17 protein-coding genes, 1 tRNA gene and 1 riboswitch are annotated in these 14,698 nt (G+C 69.8%); of the genes, 9 read left to right on the top strand and 9 right to left on the bottom strand.

All coding sequences use genetic code 11. The features are described 5' to 3' along the window. Positions 1 to 116: 116 nt before the first annotated feature. Positions 117 to 195, bottom strand: a riboswitch (cyclic di-GMP riboswitch). 62 nt (positions 196 to 257) lie between these two features. Genes QN206_09240 through QN206_09230 form a run of 3 tightly spaced genes read right to left on the bottom strand, consistent with a single transcriptional unit; the run spans position 258 to position 3,733 of the window. After that, a complete protein-coding gene (locus QN206_09240) occupies positions 258 to 1,571 on the bottom strand; it encodes an FAD-dependent oxidoreductase (protein ID MDR7614988.1) in 1,314 nt (437 codons plus the stop codon). A 32-nt stretch (positions 1,572 to 1,603) separates the two neighbouring features. Beyond that, a complete protein-coding gene (locus tag QN206_09235; protein MDR7614987.1) occupies positions 1,604 to 2,650 on the bottom strand; it encodes an extracellular solute-binding protein in 1,047 nt (348 codons plus the stop codon). A 15-nt stretch (positions 2,651 to 2,665) separates the two neighbouring features. Continuing rightward, a complete protein-coding gene (locus QN206_09230; GenBank protein ID MDR7614986.1) occupies positions 2,666 to 3,733 on the bottom strand; it encodes an extracellular solute-binding protein in 1,068 nt (355 codons plus the stop codon). 264 nt (positions 3,734 to 3,997) lie between these two features. Between QN206_09230 and QN206_09225 the strand changes: the two genes are divergently transcribed. Continuing rightward, a complete protein-coding gene (locus QN206_09225; GenBank protein MDR7614985.1) occupies positions 3,998 to 5,149 on the top strand; it encodes an MFS transporter in 1,152 nt (383 codons plus the stop codon). A gap of 12 nt (positions 5,150 to 5,161) precedes the next feature. Here the strand turns inward: QN206_09225 and QN206_09220 are convergent, their stop codons facing one another. Together QN206_09220 and QN206_09215 are read right to left on the bottom strand one after the other, a co-directional pair. Next, entirely contained in the window at positions 5,162 to 5,371 is a 210-nt protein-coding gene (locus QN206_09220; protein MDR7614984.1) for a CDGSH iron-sulfur domain-containing protein, read from the bottom strand. Between the two features lie 712 nt (positions 5,372 to 6,083). Continuing rightward, positions 6,084 to 6,782 (bottom strand): hypothetical protein, encoded by a 699-nt coding sequence (locus QN206_09215; protein ID MDR7614983.1) that lies wholly within the window; start codon positions 6,780 to 6,782, stop codon positions 6,084 to 6,086. Between the two features lie 90 nt (positions 6,783 to 6,872). On the opposite strand from QN206_09215, the gene QN206_09210 reads away from it, so the two are divergent. From QN206_09210 to QN206_09185, 6 genes are read left to right on the top strand one after another with little or no spacing between them, the layout of a single operon-like run. Further along, entirely contained in the window at positions 6,873 to 8,702 is a 1,830-nt protein-coding gene (locus tag QN206_09210) for an AAA family ATPase (GenBank protein MDR7614982.1), read from the top strand. Then, positions 8,699 to 8,992: a hypothetical protein gene (locus QN206_09205; GenBank protein ID MDR7614981.1), complete on the top strand. Its 294-nt coding sequence runs from the start codon at positions 8,699 to 8,701 to the stop codon at positions 8,990 to 8,992. The genes QN206_09210 and QN206_09205 overlap by 4 nt, the downstream gene beginning before the upstream one ends. Continuing rightward, positions 8,989 to 9,381 (top strand): hypothetical protein, encoded by a 393-nt coding sequence (locus tag QN206_09200; GenBank protein MDR7614980.1) that lies wholly within the window; start codon positions 8,989 to 8,991, stop codon positions 9,379 to 9,381. Before QN206_09205 ends, QN206_09200 begins: the two co-directional genes overlap by 4 nt. Before the next feature lie 3 nt (positions 9,382 to 9,384). After that, a complete protein-coding gene (locus QN206_09195) occupies positions 9,385 to 9,909 on the top strand; it encodes a hypothetical protein (protein ID MDR7614979.1) in 525 nt (174 codons plus the stop codon). After that, positions 9,906 to 10,088: a hypothetical protein gene (locus QN206_09190; protein MDR7614978.1), complete on the top strand. Its 183-nt coding sequence runs from the start codon at positions 9,906 to 9,908 to the stop codon at positions 10,086 to 10,088. The genes QN206_09195 and QN206_09190 overlap by 4 nt, the downstream gene beginning before the upstream one ends. Further along, positions 10,085 to 10,372 (top strand): hypothetical protein, encoded by a 288-nt coding sequence (locus QN206_09185; GenBank protein MDR7614977.1) that lies wholly within the window; start codon positions 10,085 to 10,087, stop codon positions 10,370 to 10,372. Before QN206_09190 ends, QN206_09185 begins: the two co-directional genes overlap by 4 nt. A 31-nt stretch (positions 10,373 to 10,403) precedes the next feature. Here QN206_09185 and QN206_09180 read toward each other — a convergent pair whose 3' ends face one another. From QN206_09180 to QN206_09165, 4 genes are all read right to left on the bottom strand, one after another. Further along, positions 10,404 to 10,574, bottom strand: a complete 171-nt coding sequence (locus QN206_09180; GenBank protein ID MDR7614976.1) for a hypothetical protein — start codon at positions 10,572 to 10,574, stop codon at positions 10,404 to 10,406. A 115-nt stretch (positions 10,575 to 10,689) separates the two neighbouring features. After that, positions 10,690 to 10,899, bottom strand: coding sequence for a hypothetical protein (locus tag QN206_09175; GenBank protein ID MDR7614975.1), 210 nt, complete (start codon positions 10,897 to 10,899; stop codon positions 10,690 to 10,692). 503 nt (positions 10,900 to 11,402) lie between these two features. Further along, positions 11,403 to 12,260 carry a tyrosine-type recombinase/integrase gene (locus QN206_09170; GenBank protein MDR7614974.1) on the bottom strand — a complete coding sequence of 286 codons (858 nt, stop codon included), beginning with the start codon at positions 12,258 to 12,260 and terminating at the stop codon, positions 11,403 to 11,405. 72 nt (positions 12,261 to 12,332) lie between these two features. Next, positions 12,333 to 12,408 (bottom strand) — tRNA-Arg (locus tag QN206_09165). Between the two features lie 109 nt (positions 12,409 to 12,517). Between QN206_09165 and QN206_09160 the strand changes: the two genes are divergently transcribed. Then, positions 12,518 to 14,290 carry a PAS domain S-box protein gene (locus QN206_09160; GenBank protein MDR7614973.1) on the top strand — a complete coding sequence of 591 codons (1,773 nt, stop codon included), beginning with the start codon at positions 12,518 to 12,520 and terminating at the stop codon, positions 14,288 to 14,290. Continuing rightward, positions 14,256 to 14,696 (top strand): response regulator, encoded by a 441-nt coding sequence (locus QN206_09155; GenBank protein MDR7614972.1) that lies wholly within the window; start codon positions 14,256 to 14,258, stop codon positions 14,694 to 14,696. The genes QN206_09160 and QN206_09155 overlap by 35 nt, the downstream gene beginning before the upstream one ends. The last annotated feature ends 2 nt before the right edge of the window (positions 14,697 to 14,698 follow it).

Raw genomic sequence — 14,698 nt, 5'->3', positions numbered from 1 at the left:
GAGATGTTTTTCGCTGCGGGGAACCGTTCTGGTCGGACGGTAGGGTCCACAGGAGGGCACAACAAAACAGGCCGGGGATCCTTGCACCGGAGTCTCCCCAGCCTCCTCGCGCCTCCTTCGGCAGCCCAGCCAACCGCGTCCGCGGTCCCGTCAGCTTTGCGCCCCCGCATTGCTGCGGGTTTGCCCTTTCGGGAGGCTCGTTTACTTTTTTCAGAGCTTAGAGGGACTCCGAATTCTCTGTCAAGTCGGTCGCGGGGTTAGGAAGCGGAATCCTCCAGGTTCGGTCGAAGTCGTTCGGCAAGGGCCTCCAGGTCCACCCCCTGCGCGGGGGTGGAGCGCCCGAGGCAGAGGTCTGCTACGTGTGCGGCCGCGGCCCCCATGGCGATGCAGGGTCCCATCACCCGTACGCTGGAGAGGGCCAGAGGGTCCGCGTCGATGCAACGCCCCACCGCCAGGAGATTCTCCGTCCCCTCTGGGATCAGGCTCCGGAGGGGCACGTAGTGTACGTGGCCCTCTTCAAAGGGCTCCCAGTAATACCCTTCCGCCCGGTCGTGGAGCTCGATGGGCCACGCGGTGCGGGCAACCGCGTCCTCGAACCTCCTGCCCGTCCGGACGTCCTCCACGGACAGTTGGTACCTTCCCACGATCCACCGGGTCTGCCGGATCCCCAGCTGCCCGTACACCCGAACCCGTGCCCTCCCGAACGCCTCCGGGAACTCTTCCCGCAGCAGCTGGATCGCCCGATCTACCTGATCCTTGCCTTCCAGGCTCCGGCGGGTGAAGGCGGCCGGTTCGAGAGGAGTCTGCACGTGGGTCATGTTTACGATGGCCATGCCCCGCCCGGGGAACAGGAACACGAGCCCGTCCTTCCGTCCCAACCCGTAGCGGTCCCCCTTCTCTTGCAGGACGGACTGGAGCCGGGCGAAGAAAGCCGATTCCGGCAGGAGCAACTCATCCCGCACGCCCTCCAGGACCGCCATCTGCGACCCGTAAATGGGACGATCCGGTTCCCGGCAGGGGAGTCCCGCAAACCAGGCCACCGCGGCGTCCCCCGTGGCGTCGATGTACATGGAGGCCTTTACCTCCAGATCCCCAAACCGCGTGAGGAAGGAGAGGGAGTGGATCCTCGCCCCCTCCCGCCGCACCTCCCGCAGGACGGCCCCCGTCACCGCTCGAATCCCCCGCCGGTGTACCTCCCGCTCCATCCAGCGCCCCAGCGCCACCTCGTCGTAGACCAGGACGATGGTGCGGGCCTTCTCCGAGTAGCGACGGTACACCGCGCCCTCCCGTTCCAGGGCGGCCAGGAGCTCGTCCGCCACGAGATGGGTCAGCTGGTGAGGGTTCTGGCCGCAGGAAAAGAGCCCCGCGATGGTGCCGATGGGAGCCCCCACCGCCTGGCCCCCGATGAAGGGAGCCCCCTCCACGAGCACCACCTCCCGGCCGAGTCGGGCGGCTTCCAGGGCGGCGGAGATCCCCGCGATCCCGGACCCCACCACGCAGACCTCCCCCTCCAGCCGCCACCGCGCTCCGGACTCCCGGCGAGCCGTGCGGGTTCGCACCTGAGGCGCCATGACCCGAACCGCCCTCTCCCACGGGCCGAGCCTCAGCGATAGATCTCCGAGGCGAGTCGGAGGAGCTCCTCTCCCCTCGGGGGATCCGAGGTCTCCCACAGGGGAACCCCCAGGAGGGTTCGCTGTTCGGACGGCGCCTGACGGATGAAACCCGCCACGGCGGGCAGGACGAAATTCTCGTAGAGATTCCGCTGGACGGCATCCGAGAGGAGCAGCTCCGCGAAGAGCCGGGCGGCATTGGGGTGCGGTACCTCCCGCGGGATCGAAACCCCCTGCAGCACGTAGGGCGCGCCCTCCCGGGGGATGATCACCTTCACGTTGGGGAGGTCCCGGACCCGCGGATACAACCCCAGGGCAAACGGGTACATCAAGGCGAACTCTCCCCGCGCCACCCGGTTCGCGGCCTCCGCGATGGCCCTCGTGAAGAAGGGACGCTGCCCCGCCAGTTGCTCGTGGTACCCCCGCCCGAGTCGCTTGTAGGTGGCGGCGAAGAACACGGATCCCCCGCCGAAGGCCCGGGGGTCGTCCGCGATCATCCTGCCCCGCCACCGGGGATCCAGAAGGTCCATCCAGCTTCGGGGTTCCTCTCCGGGAGGGACCAGCCGGGTGTTGATCAGGATGCCGTAGAGCTGCACGGCTTCCACGAGCATGACGTCTTCGATCTCCCACTCCTGCAGCTTCAGCCGGATCTGCGCGGCCACCCTCTTCCTGCTGGGAAGGTCTCCGAGGGGCTGCACGGTTTGCTGCAGCTTCTTCATCTGCCAGGCCTGGCTCGGACCCACGGTGACGAGGTCCGCGAGCGGTCGGCCCGCCCGCTGCTCGATCCGCACCCGCTCCTGGGCCTCGCTGGCCCGCATCACGCTCATCTCCACCCGGATGCCGTACGTTTTCTGGAACAGGTCCGCGGCGAACTGGATGGTGGGAAGCGCCCCTCCGTGCCCGTCGTAGAGGACCAGGGTTCCCTCCCTCCGGGCCGCGGCCACCACCTGGGCCCAGAGGCCCCCGGGGCTTCCCGCCACCTCATGGCTCCACCCGGCCAACGCGAGGACGAGGATGACTGCTTGGAGGATCCGACGCATGCTTAGGTCCCTCCGCTACCGGTAGATTTCGCTTGCCCGCCGGAGATACTCGGGCTCTACCCGGGGATCCACCACGGTGTCCCACAGCCGGGCCCGCAGGAACGGCCGGACCTCTTCCGGCGCCTGCTGATCATACCCGCGCACCACCGGCAGGATGAAATCGTGCATCAGTCGGACCTGAACCTCCCGGGAGAGGAGGAACTCGCTGAAGGCCACCGCCGCGTTCGGGTGATCGCTGCGCCGCGGCAGGGAGACGCCCAGGGGGACATAGGGGGCCCCCTCCCGGGGGATAATGAGCTTCACGGGCCCTCCGCGAACACGCGGGTAGAGCCCCAGGGCAAAGGGGGCCATCACCGCGAACTCTCCCCGGGCGACCCGGCTGGCCGCGTCCGCGATTCCCCGGGTGAGGAACGGCCGCTGGGCCGCGAGATCTTCCTGGAACCTCCGCCCCAGCGCCCGGTAGGTCACCTGGAAGAGGACCTGACCCCCTCCCGGCGCCCTGGGATCGTCCATGATGAGCCGGCCACGCCATCGGGGATCCGCGAGATCGCTCCAGCTCTTCGGCTCCTCCTCGGGCCGCACCAGGCTCGTGTTGACCAGGATCCCGTACAGCTGGATCAGGAAGGGCAGAAGGTACTGCTGCAGCTCCCACTCCTGAACCTTTAACCGGACCTGCGGCGCGATCCGTGGAGCGCTGGGAAGTCCCTCGAAGGGACGCAGAACGCCCTCGTCCAGCATGGGGCGGGTGGTCCCGGAGCCCGCGGTCACCAGGTCCGCGATGGCCCGACCGGCCCGTTGCTCCACCCGGATGCGCTCGATGGACTCGCTGGCCCGCATCACGGCGATCTCGACCTTCACCCGATGCATGGCCTCGAACCGCTCCGCGGCGTACTGCACCGTGGGGACCGCCCCTCCAAAGGCGTCGTAGACCACCAAACGGCCCTCTCGCCGCGCGGCCTGGATGACCTGATCCCACTCCCGGGACGGCGCGGCTCCGCCCGCGGGAGCCAGCAGCCAGCCGATCAGGGCCAACCCCACGATCACCCACGGGCCCGCTCGAACCAGCCTCCCGCCTCCTCCCATCTTCACCACCTCGTCAGGCTGTGTCTGAGAAAAGCGAGATTCGCCCCTCGCACCGGGTTTCCTCCGCTCCACCCACCTGCATGCTTGGGTATTTGCCGCTAGCCCTGAAAGAACACCAGGTAGAGGAGCAGGGCGATGAGCACCCACAGCAGGACGTCCACCGGGCACCTCCGCAAGGCGTTCTGGGAAGGGCATTCGCCCCCCTTCGGGAATTCTCCTACCCGACCCTGCGCTATACTACGGTCTGTGCGCTGGGTCCCTCCCTTGCGCCCAAGGGCCCGTCTGGCATTCCTGTGGGACCTCACCGGGGCTTTGCTGTTCGGCATCTTCAGCGGGATGGTGATCCCCTTCCTCGGGGTCACCGCCCGCCGGATGGGCGCCAGCCCGTTCCTGGTCTCCCTGGTGGTCGCCGGTCCCGCGGTGGGGCTGCTGCTTGCCGCTTACTGGAGCGTGGTGGTGGCAGGTCGGAATCCTGTCCCGTACCTTGTGTGGCCGGGTGTGCTGGCCCGCAGCCTCTTCTTGCTCACCCCGGCGATCACACATCCGGATGCCTTCGCGGTCCTGGTGCTTGCCTACCACGCCGTAAACGGCATCACCACCCCCGCCTACGCGGCCACGGTGCAGCTCCTCTACCCGCAGGAATCCCGGGGCACCCTGCTGGGCCTGGTACGCACCGGGCTCAGCTGTGCCTCCATCCTGGGTTCCCTCCTGGCAGGCCCTCTCCTGGAACGGTTCGGTCCCCAGGTGGTCCTTCCCGCCGCGGCCCTGTTCGGCGTGGCGGGTGCCCTGGCTTACAGCCGCATCCGGCCTCCCCGTCTCCCCGCATCTCCTCCCCGACCCTCCCTGCGGGAGGTGTGGCACGCCGCGTGGGCGGACGGACGGTTCCGGTGGGTACTCGTGGCCACCTTCGCGTTCGGGTTCGGCGGGTGGACCATGGCGCCGGCACTCCCCCTTCTGCTGGTGGACGTCCTCCAGGCCCGGCACACCCAGGTCGGGATCCTGGCCGCCATCTCCAACGCAGCCTCCGTGGTAGGCTTCTTCCTATGGGGGAGAACCATTGACCAGTCGAGCGGGCTTACTACCCTGCGCAGAGCGCTCGTGCTCTCTCCCCTCACCCCCCTGCTCTACGCCCTTGCTCCCTCCGCGTGGGTGGCCCTCATGCCCGCAGCCGCGGATGGATTCCTCATCGCCGCGGTGGAGCTCGCGTGGATGACCACGACGATGGAGCTCGCACCCCCGCACCTGGTGGTGCATTACGCGGGAGCCTACACCTCCCTCATTGGCGTGCGCGGAATTCTGGCCCCCCTCCTTGCCGGCGTGCTCCTCGAGAGCCTGGGTCCGCGGCCAGTGCTCCTCCTCTCCGCCGCCTGGATGGCCGCGGCCGGGGCCACCGCCTGGCTGCGCCTGCGCCCTTGATCAGGTAAGCCTTTAGGGAGCGGAGGCCCGGACCTGAGACTGGAAGCCGATGCGGGCATGGGTACCATCGCAGAAGGGCTTGTTGGCGCTCCCCCCGCACCGGCACAGGGCGATGACCTCGCGGTCGAGGTTCCACGCGCGTCCCTCCGCGTCCACCAAGCGCACCGGCCCCCGCACCAGGTACGGGCCGTTGTCCCGGGGCGTGATGGTCACCTCCGCCATTTCCGACCTCCCCACGGTTTGGTTCCGGCCCATCAGGGTACCAGAGAAGGGTGACATCTGTCAGCTCATTCTTTGGGCTCGTCCCGAACCGGCTACCGGGTTGGCATACAGCGGAAACCCCGCGCCTCCCGGGGATTCCCGCCCTCGTACCGGGCGAAGGTGGGATGGGGGCAGAGGGGTCTCTCGAACGCCACCAGACCACCTTCCCGCTTGACGGCCACGACCGCCCGCTCCGGGGGTGAACCTTGGCTTTCCGGGCCGGTCTAGAGAGGATGAGGGTGACTGGAATCCTTGTGGTACAAGTGCTGGCGCGCCCGGCAGGATTCGAACCTGCGACCTTTGGCTCCGGAGGCCAACGCTCACCTCAGGGCCCGAAGGCCGCACCACTCCTGCATCCTGGAAGGGTGAACCTTGGCTTCGCACCGCCCGCCTCCTGCTTGGCCGAGGTGCGGATCTGATTCGACAGGCTCGGACCAAAGTCCTGCCAGGGTGAATCACCCGGGTGGCCAAGTAGAAGGCCGCGGCCCGGGTGGTGGTCCAGGCCGCGGCACAGGAGGCTGGGTGCGGCGTGCGAGGGCGGTGGCTACCGCACCAGGACCATCTTACCACGGCGAGCAGGCAGAAGGGCAGCCCGGTGCTCCTCGAGCTGCCCTTCGTGTGGGCGGCGGTGGCTCTGGGCGAGGTGCGGTGCGGGCCGCCGCCCAAGCCTATCTTACCGCGCCCGCCGCCCTTTATGGAGCGCGTACCACCTGCGGAACCTGCGACGGGCGGCCTCTCGCCGACACTCCGGGCGCCCACAGGTGCGGGCAGCACCGCGGCGCTCAAAGGACGTGCCACAGACCATGCACCGACTCGCCAGGGCAACCTTCCTCCGAGTAACCTCACGCCGCCCCAGGCCTCGGGCTTCGTAGGCCCGCAGGAGCGAGGCGTACAGTACCGCCTCCGGCCTCGCGCTCAGGGCCCGGCGTTCCACCGCTTTCCACCAGCCCGCGGTGGCCCGCACCTCGCCCGTTACCACCCGCTCCACGAACTCGCGGAACCTCTGTGCCTCTCGCTCGCCGATAGGCCGCCCCGTCAGCTGCCGCACCGCGCTTAGATCACCGCTGAACGCGTGTAGCCAGACCGTGCGCTCCAGGCGCTCTGCTTCCTCCGGACGCACCTGCATAGGCTCCACCACCTCCACCTCGCGACCTTTCTGGTCCACCACCACCCGCCCACCCATGGCCGCGAGCAGGTCGTAGCATGCCCGCTCATAGGCATCAGCCGCACCGGAGGGCGCCAGCACCACGGCACCCTCCGGCAGGCCCAGCCCCTCCGCGATCAGCTGCAGCACCCGCCAGGACCCCGTCCTCAGCCCGCGAACAGCGGCCTGGACCTGGTCCTTAGATGCCTGGAGCCACCGTACCCGCACCTCAAACGCCTCGCCTAACGCTTATTTTGCAGCCCGGCCCGGCCGGACTGCAACCTGGGTGCAAAGGACCATCTATGGGCGAGGTGCCGTATGTCCGGATCGGTTGAGGCAGTCCTCGAGGTTGAGCGCCAGTTGCTGGGTAGCCTCCTGCTCCTGGAGGACTCGGCCAGGCAGCGGGCCTTGGCCGAGCACCTGGACCCGGGTGACTTCCGGGCGCCGCAGCACCAGGAGATCGCCCGGGTGATCAGGGTCCTAGTCGAGCAGGGCGTACCCGCGGACATCGGCACGGTTGCGGCTCACCTGGTCGAGGAAGGTAAGTCGCTCGATGAAGTCGGCGGGTCCGCCTACCTCATCGCCCTCCAGAACTCGGTGGCCACCTCCGCGGGCGCCGAGGTCCTCCTCGAGAAGGTGCGGGCCCAGGCTCGAAAGCGCCGGTTGGCCCTGGCGGCCAGGGCGGTGGCCCACTACCTGGAGACGGGCGACCGGAGGGCCCAGGAGGCCCTGGAGGACCTCAGGCGGGCCCTGGAGGAGCGCGACCACGAGGCTGCCGGCCCGTGGCCTGCGACGACCTCCGCCGCCGATCTGATGGCCTGCCCGCCCTCGGAGCCCAGGTGGGTCGTTTCGTCGGTCCTGCCCGAGGGCGTTGCGGTCTTTGCCGGCAAGCCAAAAGCCGGAAAGTCTTACGCCTCGCTCGGTGTCGCGGTTGCCGTAGCAACCGGCGGAATGGCCTTGAGCCGGTGGAGGTGCGAACCGGGCGAGGTACTGTACATCGCCCTGGAGGACACGCCAAGGCGCATCCGGAGCCGCCTGGAACAGTTAGGCGCCACCGGTGCGGACCTGAGCCGGCTGCACCTGGCCTTCGAGTGGCCCACGTTGAGTGATGGCGGCCTGCGGGCCCTTGAGGCCTGGCTGCGAGCCCACCCGGAAGCCAGACTGGTGGTCGTTGACACCCTCCAGCGGCTGCGCGGCCGGCAGGATGCGCGCACGAACGCCTACGCCCTAGACTACGAGACCCTCGGCCCGTTGGCAGACCTCGCCCGCCGGCACGGCGTGGCCATACTGGTGGTCCACCACACCCGGAAGGCACCCGCCGATGACCCAATGGACCTGGTCAGCGGGTCCGCGGGCATCACGGGTGCCGCGGACACGGTGTGGGTCCTCCGGCGGACTCGTGGCGCGCAGGAGGCGACCCTCTCGATCACGGGGCGAGACGTGGAGGACCAGGAGCTGGCCCTCCGCTTCGAGGGCGGGCTGTGGGTGGTGGAGGGTCCGGCCCAGGAGGTCATGGCCACCCGAGAGCAACAAGAGGTCCTGGAAACCCTCCGGGTGGGCGGGCCGATGCGGCCCTCCGAGATCGCGGCCGCCCTGGGCATCCGGGCCGAGGCGGTCCGCATGCGCCTCTCCAGGATGGCCCGAGCCGGGTACCTTCAGAGGTGCCCGGATGGGCGGTACGCCATCACCCAAGGGCCCTCCGGCGAGGAACAAGGAGCTCGGGTACCTGTTATGCCTGTTACGCCTGTTACACCTGTTACGCCTGTTACGCCTGTTACGGTGTTACGGCCTGGGCGTGACCGTAACACCGTAACAGGCGTAACACGTAACACCGTACCCTCCGAGGAGGCTGCCCACCCACCGGCGGCCACCCGGCCCTCGCCGCCCGACCCGACCCTGGGCGACCCGGCACCGGGTGGGCCACCCTCGCCCGGCCCAGACCCGGGCTCTGCTCAAGACCCTGCCCGGCCCTCACCACCCGGCCCGGTCCTGGACCTGCCACCGCAGACGTGCGGTGGCAGGTGGCATCCGGACCCTGAGTGGCCCGGCTGGGTCAGGTGCTCCGGGTGCCTCGCCTACGCCCGGATCGAGGACCTGCGGCCCGGGCGCCGGCTGAACGGCCCGGCGAGGCAGGAGGGCCTCCTATGAGGCCCGCCCTGGTTTGCGAGGTCTGTCGCCGCCCAGTCTGCCCGGAGGAGGCGACCCTGGCGGTGGACCCGGCCCGGGCCCTCCGCCGGCCGCCCGCCAGGTGGCTGGTCGGGCACCCTGGGTGCCTGGAGCGAGCTGGTGCCTTCTACCAGGTTGCCGCCCAGGACCTGCTGGACCCGGGCCGCAGGAGGTGGTGGCAGGAGCACCTTGAGGGCAAGCGGTGGTGGCCGGGTACTACCGGCTGGGCCCAGGCCCTGGAGGCGGTGGCCCGGGCGGAGGTCCGCCGGTGAGTGCGCGGCGCTGGCAAGGCCGCGACACCGGGTTGCGGCGGCGGTTCCTCGCCTGGCACCGACGCGCCCTGCCGCCCTGGGCCCTCGCCGCGGACGTGGACCTGGTGGAGTTCCGGCGGGTCGAGCCCGAGCCCGGGCTGGTCCTGTACGAGCCGGTGGCCCTGGTGGAGGTTCTGCCTTACGGTGCGCCCTTACCCGGCCCTCGCGGACCGCAATTGGAGGTTCTATGGCGCCTGAGCCAGGCGCCCGGCGCAGAGGCGGTGGTGGTGGAACTTGGGGCCGACCTGAAGAGGGTCCGGATCCGCCGGCTTCCGGGCTTCGAGGTGGTGGCGGAGGGTGGGCTGGAGGCGTATGGAGATTGGCTTGCAAAACAGCACGACCGGAGGTGAACCATGACCTTCGAGCAACATGCTGACTATCGAGGAGCTCTGCTCGAAATCGAGCGACTTCGCCGGCAACTCGCGGCCCTGCCCGGCCTCGAACGACATGCCCGCGAGGAGGCCACCCGCCTTGCCTCCGAGGCCTTCGAGCAGGCCCTTTCGAACGCGAGGGGCACCGATCGGGCCTTGCTCGCCGCGCAAGCCGCCGAGGGCCGGGTTGCCCTGATCGAGCGCCACCGACCGGCCCTGGAGGCCCGTCTCGCCGAGCTGGAGGCCGCGGTCCAGGGCCGGTTGAAGCGCGCGAACGTGGCCCACGTGGCCGCCCAGGCGGAACCGCGCCGGCTGGCGGTCCTGCGGCGGTTCGTGGAGGAGGTCCGCCCGGCCGTGGAGGCGCTACTTGCCGAAGCCGCGGAGATCGAGCGCGCCGTGGCGGCCGCGGGTGGGCGGCCGGACCCGTTCTGGACCAGGCCGATCGAGGACGCCCTCTCTGCGGTCAAGTCGGCCGAGGAGCGGCTGGAGCGGAGCGGCGGGCTATGACGGGCCGGCGTCTGGACGAGGACGACCTCGACCTGATTCGGACCTTGACGGAGGCCTGGCGCGCCGTCTCCGACTGGTTGCTGCGGGCAGGCTACGAAGACGCCTCGGTCCGGGCCCGGGCCGCGGCGTCGGAGGGGCGCAAGGTCCTGCAACTCCTCGAAGGCCGAGGCGAGTGGTGACCACCGAGGAGTGCAACCTGCGCGAGGCCTTGGCGGAGGGCTGGACGGCCCTCGCTCTCCGCCTCGTCCGCGCGGGTGACTGGTCACGTGCCGCCCTGTGCGCCCAGATCGCCGAGCTCTTGAGCGAGGCCGCAGAGGCGCGGGCGCAGGAGGAAGCCCACCCGGCTCGGACGGAGGCAGACCCGGAGGACCTGGCGCGCCTCGCCGCAGCACCGCCCGGGTCGCCCATGGTCCGCACGGCCCGAGGCGGGTTGCGGCCGCGCACCGCCCGCCGGCTCGGGTAGCGGGCGAAAAAAATGCCGAGACTATCCGAGCCTATCCGGGCTGATGCGATTCGCCCACCCGCCCGAACCACTCGCCGCACCGGAGGCAGCGCCAGGCCGGAGCGTCCGGGTGGACGATGCAGCCACCGAGGACCACGGGCTCGGGCGGTTCGTAGTCGGGCGCAGGCAGCCCGTACACCACCCGCGCCACCCGGTCGGCCAAGCCGCATTCCTGGCACGGAGGGCGGGTGGAGCCGGATCGGCTCACGGTCCACCTCGACGCGCCGCCCGGAGCATCGCCTCCGCCGCCTCCAGGGCCAAGACGGAGTCCGAGGAGGTCATGTCCTGCTCCTCCTGCTCTGGCCGAAACGCTCGAACAGGTCGCGCGCGACCGATGCGTGGAAGATCACCGCGCCCCGCCGGCCCAGCCGCCAGTCCCGCACCCGCGGTTCAGGTTCGCCGGTGTCTGCCCACACCCACGTGCCGGAGCTCCGGCGGACCAGCACGCCACCGAAAACGGGGTCCGTGCCCTTCCTCTTCGCGCCCATCGCCTGCCACCTCCCCTCCCGTTCCTGCGGAGCGCCCCTAGTTTGCAGGCGTGAGCAGGGGCCTGGCAACCGCATGCTAGCCTTGCTAGCGCCGCGGTAGAGCGACACTAGCATGAGAGGTGACGACGACGGGGTGACGACCCCGTCGTGTCTTCCGTTCAGAAAGCCCGTAGTGCGCCGCTATGCGCCGGCAAGGCAGGCCATCCACCAGGGCCTGGTCGGCCTCCTGGGGTCCGGGGCCTGCTCCTGCTCGTGGCCCCGTAGTGTTGCGCAACGTTTCGGTATGGTGCCCCTCTCCACCTCGCCTCCACCACCTCGAGCCACCGGGCCCGGGGCCGGAATGGCTCGGGCCGGGGCCAGGGCCGCTCGCAGGCCGCAGGCGGTGCACCGCAGCTCCAGCATGCCGTCCACCCTCCGGGTGGCCAGGTACTGGAGCGGCCGTGGCACCAGCTTCAGCCGCAGCCCTGGGCCCGGTGGAGCGAGCCTGTACCGCACGCCGCACCTCACCGTAGGTCCAGCCGCTCCAGGTGGGCGGCCCTCCGGTGGGCCTGCTGCACGTCGCGCCCGACCAGGTGGGCGTACCTCAGCACCATGTTCAAGGTGGAGTGGCCCAACAGCCGCCGCACCGCCTCGAGGTCGGCTCCGTGACGCAGCAGGCCCGTGGCGCAGTAGTGCCGCAGCGCGTGCGGGTGGAGCCACCGTTCACGTGGTAGCCCTGCCCGCTGCGAGAGGCGGTGGAGGATCTGCACCAGGTGGCGGGCCTTGATCGGCCGCCCTCTCCTGTCGCAGAACAGGTGCTCTTCCGGTGCCGGCCGCGGGTGGGTAGCCAGCCACGCCCGCAGCGAGCGGGCGGTGGTCGGGCCCACAAAGACCACCCGATCCTTCTGCCCTTTGCCGGCCCTCACGAACAGGCTCCTCTCCGCCGGGTTCCAGTCCTGGACCAGCAGGCGCAGGAGTTCTTGGGCCCGCAGGCCGGAGTCGGCGAGGACCAGGATAATGGTCCGGTTCCGGAGGCCCTCGAAGGTGTCCGGGCAGCACCGCAAGACCTGCCGCAGCTCGTCGTCCGTGGGCACCCGCGGCAGGGTCTTGGGTGTCCGGAGCCTGAAGCCGGCGAGCGGGTCCTGGACGATCTCGCCGATCGAGACCGCCCACCTGAAGAAGGTCCGGAGCGTCCGATACGCCTGGTGCCGGTGACTGCTCGACTTGCCCTCCAGGGTCGAGAAGAACTCCACCACCCGGGCCGGACTAGGCTCTTCCGGACCCAGGAAGGCGCACAGCCGCTCCAGCCACCACCGGTAGGTGACCAGAGTGGCCTCCGTACACCCGCTCAGCCGCTTGGTGAGCAGGAAGGCCTCGCTCAACCCGGTGAACCTTGGCTTTCCGGGCCGGTCTAGAGAGGATGAGGGTGACTGGAATCCTTGTGGTACAAGTGCTGGCGCGCCCGGCAGGATTCGAACCTGCGACCTTTGGCTCCGGAGGCCAACGCTCTGTCCTCTGAGCTACGGGCGCGTCCGAACTCCATCATACGCAGGAGGGGCTTCATCCGCAACGGGGTCCTCCCCGGAGTGGAACGGATCTTGCTATTACGCTACCCTGGAGCAAAGAGCCGGGGGTACGGATGCGGGCTGGACCGAGGCGATGGGTCAGGGCGGCCCCCCTCGCGGGACCTGCCCTCGCCGTGCTCCTCCTCCTCGGCCTGGAACTCGCGAGCCGCCTCGGAGTCCGCCTCCCCAACCCCGCGGCCGTCTACCTCCTCGCGGTGCTGGCCCTCGCGGTACTGGTGGGAGTTCTCCGGAGACGGATGGTGGTCCAGACGGCCCGGGCCACGGAGCTCGCGGTGCGCCTTGAGGAGGCGGAGGCGCGGCGACAGCTGGAGGAGGCCCTGGCCGTGCTCTTCCGCAGGAATCCGCAACCCATGTGGGTGTATGACCTCGAGACCCTGCGATTCCTGGAGGTGAACGAGGCCGCGGTCCAGCGGTACGGGTACAGCCGGGAGGAGTTTCTGCGGATGCGCATCCTCGACATCCGGCCTCCGGAGGACGTGCCCCGGCTGCTGGAGGACGTGCAAAGGCCCCGACCCGCCCTCCAGGCCTCCGGAACGTGGCGGCACCGCACCAAGGACGGCCGCATCCTCCACGTGGAGGTCACTTCCCATACCCTCCCCTACGGGGGCCGGCCCGCAGTTCTGGTGGTGGCCCATGACGTCACGGAGCGCTACCGCACAGAGCAGGCCTTGCAGGAGTCGGAGGGGCTGTTTCGGAGCCTCGTGGAGCAGTCCCTGGTGGGCGTGTACCTCATCCAGGACGGTGTGTTCCGGTACGTGAACCCCGCCCTCGCGGACATCTTCGGATACCCACGGGAGGAGCTCATTGAGCGGCGCGGGCCCAAGGACCTCGTGCACCCGGAGGACTGGCCTCTCGTGGACGCAAACCTCCGCCGCCGCCTCGAAGGAGAGGTGCAGGCGCTGCGGTACGGGTTCCGGGGCATGCGCAAGGACGGCCAGGTGATCCACGTGGAGGTGTACGGCGCCCGTACGGTCTACCAGGGCCGACCCGCGGTGATCGGTACCTTGGTGGACGTCACGGAGCAGAAGGAAGCGGAGGAGGCCCTGCGGGCCCTCACGCGGGAGCTGGAGGAGCGGGTGCGTCTGAGAACCGCGGAGCTGGAGGCCGCGAACCGGGAGCTGGAGGCCTTCAGCTACTCCGTGGCCCACGACCTCCGCTCGCCCCTGCGCAGCATCGACGGGTTCAGCCAGGCCCTGCTGGAGGACTACGCGGACCGGCTGGACGAGGCGGGTCAGGACTACCTGCGGCGGGTCCGGGCCGCAAGCCAGCGCATGGCGGAGCTCATCGACGACCTCCTGCAGCTCTCCCGCGTCACCCGGGCACCGCTGGAGGCGCAGGAGGTGGACCTCAGCGCGCTCGTGCAGGCCATCGTGGAGGAGTTGCGCCAGCGAGAGCCGGACCGGGCGGTCGAGGTGCACATCACGCCCGGGATTCGGGCCCGAGCAGATCCGCGGTTGATGCGCGTGGCCCTGGAAAACCTCCTGCACAACGCATGGAAGTTCACCCGTCCCCGGCCCCACGCCCGGATCGCGTTCGGCGCAGCTCCGACCCCGCACGGCCTCGCGTGCTTCATCCAGGACAACGGGGTGGGCTTCGAGATGCGGTACGCGGACAAGCTCTTTGCCCCCTTCCAGCGCCTGCACAAGCCCTCGGAATTCCCCGGATCCGGCATCGGGCTCGCAACGGTGCAGCGGATCGTGGCACGACACGGCGGGCGGGTGTGGGCAGAAGCCGAGGCGGATCGGGGCGCCACCTTCTACTTCATCCTGCCGGGACTGCGGGAGGAAACCGATGCGGCCCAAGACCATCTTGCTGGTGGAGGATAACCCGGACGACGTGGCCCTCACCCTCCGAGCCCTGAGGGCGCATCACCTCGTCAACGAGGTCGTGGTGGCGGAGGACGGTGCGGAAGCCCTGGAGTACCTGTTCGGGACCGGGAAGTACACGGGCCGGGACCCACGGGAGCTGCCGGCCCTGGTGCTGCTGGACCTGAAGCTCCCGAAGCTCGACGGGCTGGAGGTCCTGCAGCGCATCCGGGCCGACGAGCGCACGCGGCTTGTCCCTGTGGTGGTGCTTACCTCCTCCCGGGAGGAGCAGGACCTCGTGGCGAGCTACCGCCTGGGCTGTAACAGCTATGTGCGCAAGCCCGTAGACTTCCAGCAGTTCACGGAGGCGGTGCGCCAGCTGGGCCTCTATTGGCTGCTGCTCAACGAGCCACCGCCCGTGCGGTGAAC

Source organism: Armatimonadota bacterium (assembly GCA_031460175.1).
Taxonomy (GTDB): Bacteria; Sysuimicrobiota; Sysuimicrobiia; order Sysuimicrobiales; family Sysuimicrobiaceae; genus Sysuimicrobium; species Sysuimicrobium tengchongense.
The sequence above is the reverse complement of the archived record's forward strand: the minus strand, read 5'-3'. Positions and strand labels throughout refer to the sequence as shown.

What these genes read in the sequence shown, in the direction of transcription:
- QN206_09240 (MDR7614988.1), bottom strand. Translation starts at nt 1,571, where the DNA reads ATGGCGCCTCAGGTGCGAACCCGCACGGCTCGCCGGGAGTCCGGAGCG.
- QN206_09235 (MDR7614987.1), bottom strand. Translation starts at nt 2,650, where the DNA reads ATGCGTCGGATCCTCCAAGCAGTCATCCTCGTCCTCGCGTTGGCCGGG.
- QN206_09230 (MDR7614986.1), bottom strand. Translation starts at nt 3,733, where the DNA reads ATGGGAGGAGGCGGGAGGCTGGTTCGAGCGGGCCCGTGGGTGATCGTG.
- QN206_09220 (MDR7614984.1), bottom strand. Translation starts at nt 5,371, where the DNA reads ATGGCGGAGGTGACCATCACGCCCCGGGACAACGGCCCGTACCTGGTG.
- QN206_09210 (MDR7614982.1), top strand. Translation starts at nt 6,873, where the DNA reads ATGTCCGGATCGGTTGAGGCAGTCCTCGAGGTTGAGCGCCAGTTGCTG.
- QN206_09205 (MDR7614981.1), top strand. Translation starts at nt 8,699, where the DNA reads ATGAGGCCCGCCCTGGTTTGCGAGGTCTGTCGCCGCCCAGTCTGCCCG.
- QN206_09195 (MDR7614979.1), top strand. Translation starts at nt 9,385, where the DNA reads ATGACCTTCGAGCAACATGCTGACTATCGAGGAGCTCTGCTCGAAATC.
- QN206_09190 (MDR7614978.1), top strand. Translation starts at nt 9,906, where the DNA reads ATGACGGGCCGGCGTCTGGACGAGGACGACCTCGACCTGATTCGGACC.
- QN206_09175 (MDR7614975.1), bottom strand. Translation starts at nt 10,899, where the DNA reads ATGGGCGCGAAGAGGAAGGGCACGGACCCCGTTTTCGGTGGCGTGCTG.
- QN206_09160 (MDR7614973.1), top strand. Translation starts at nt 12,518, where the DNA reads ATGCGGGCTGGACCGAGGCGATGGGTCAGGGCGGCCCCCCTCGCGGGA.
- QN206_09155 (MDR7614972.1), top strand. Translation starts at nt 14,256, where the DNA reads ATGCGGCCCAAGACCATCTTGCTGGTGGAGGATAACCCGGACGACGTG.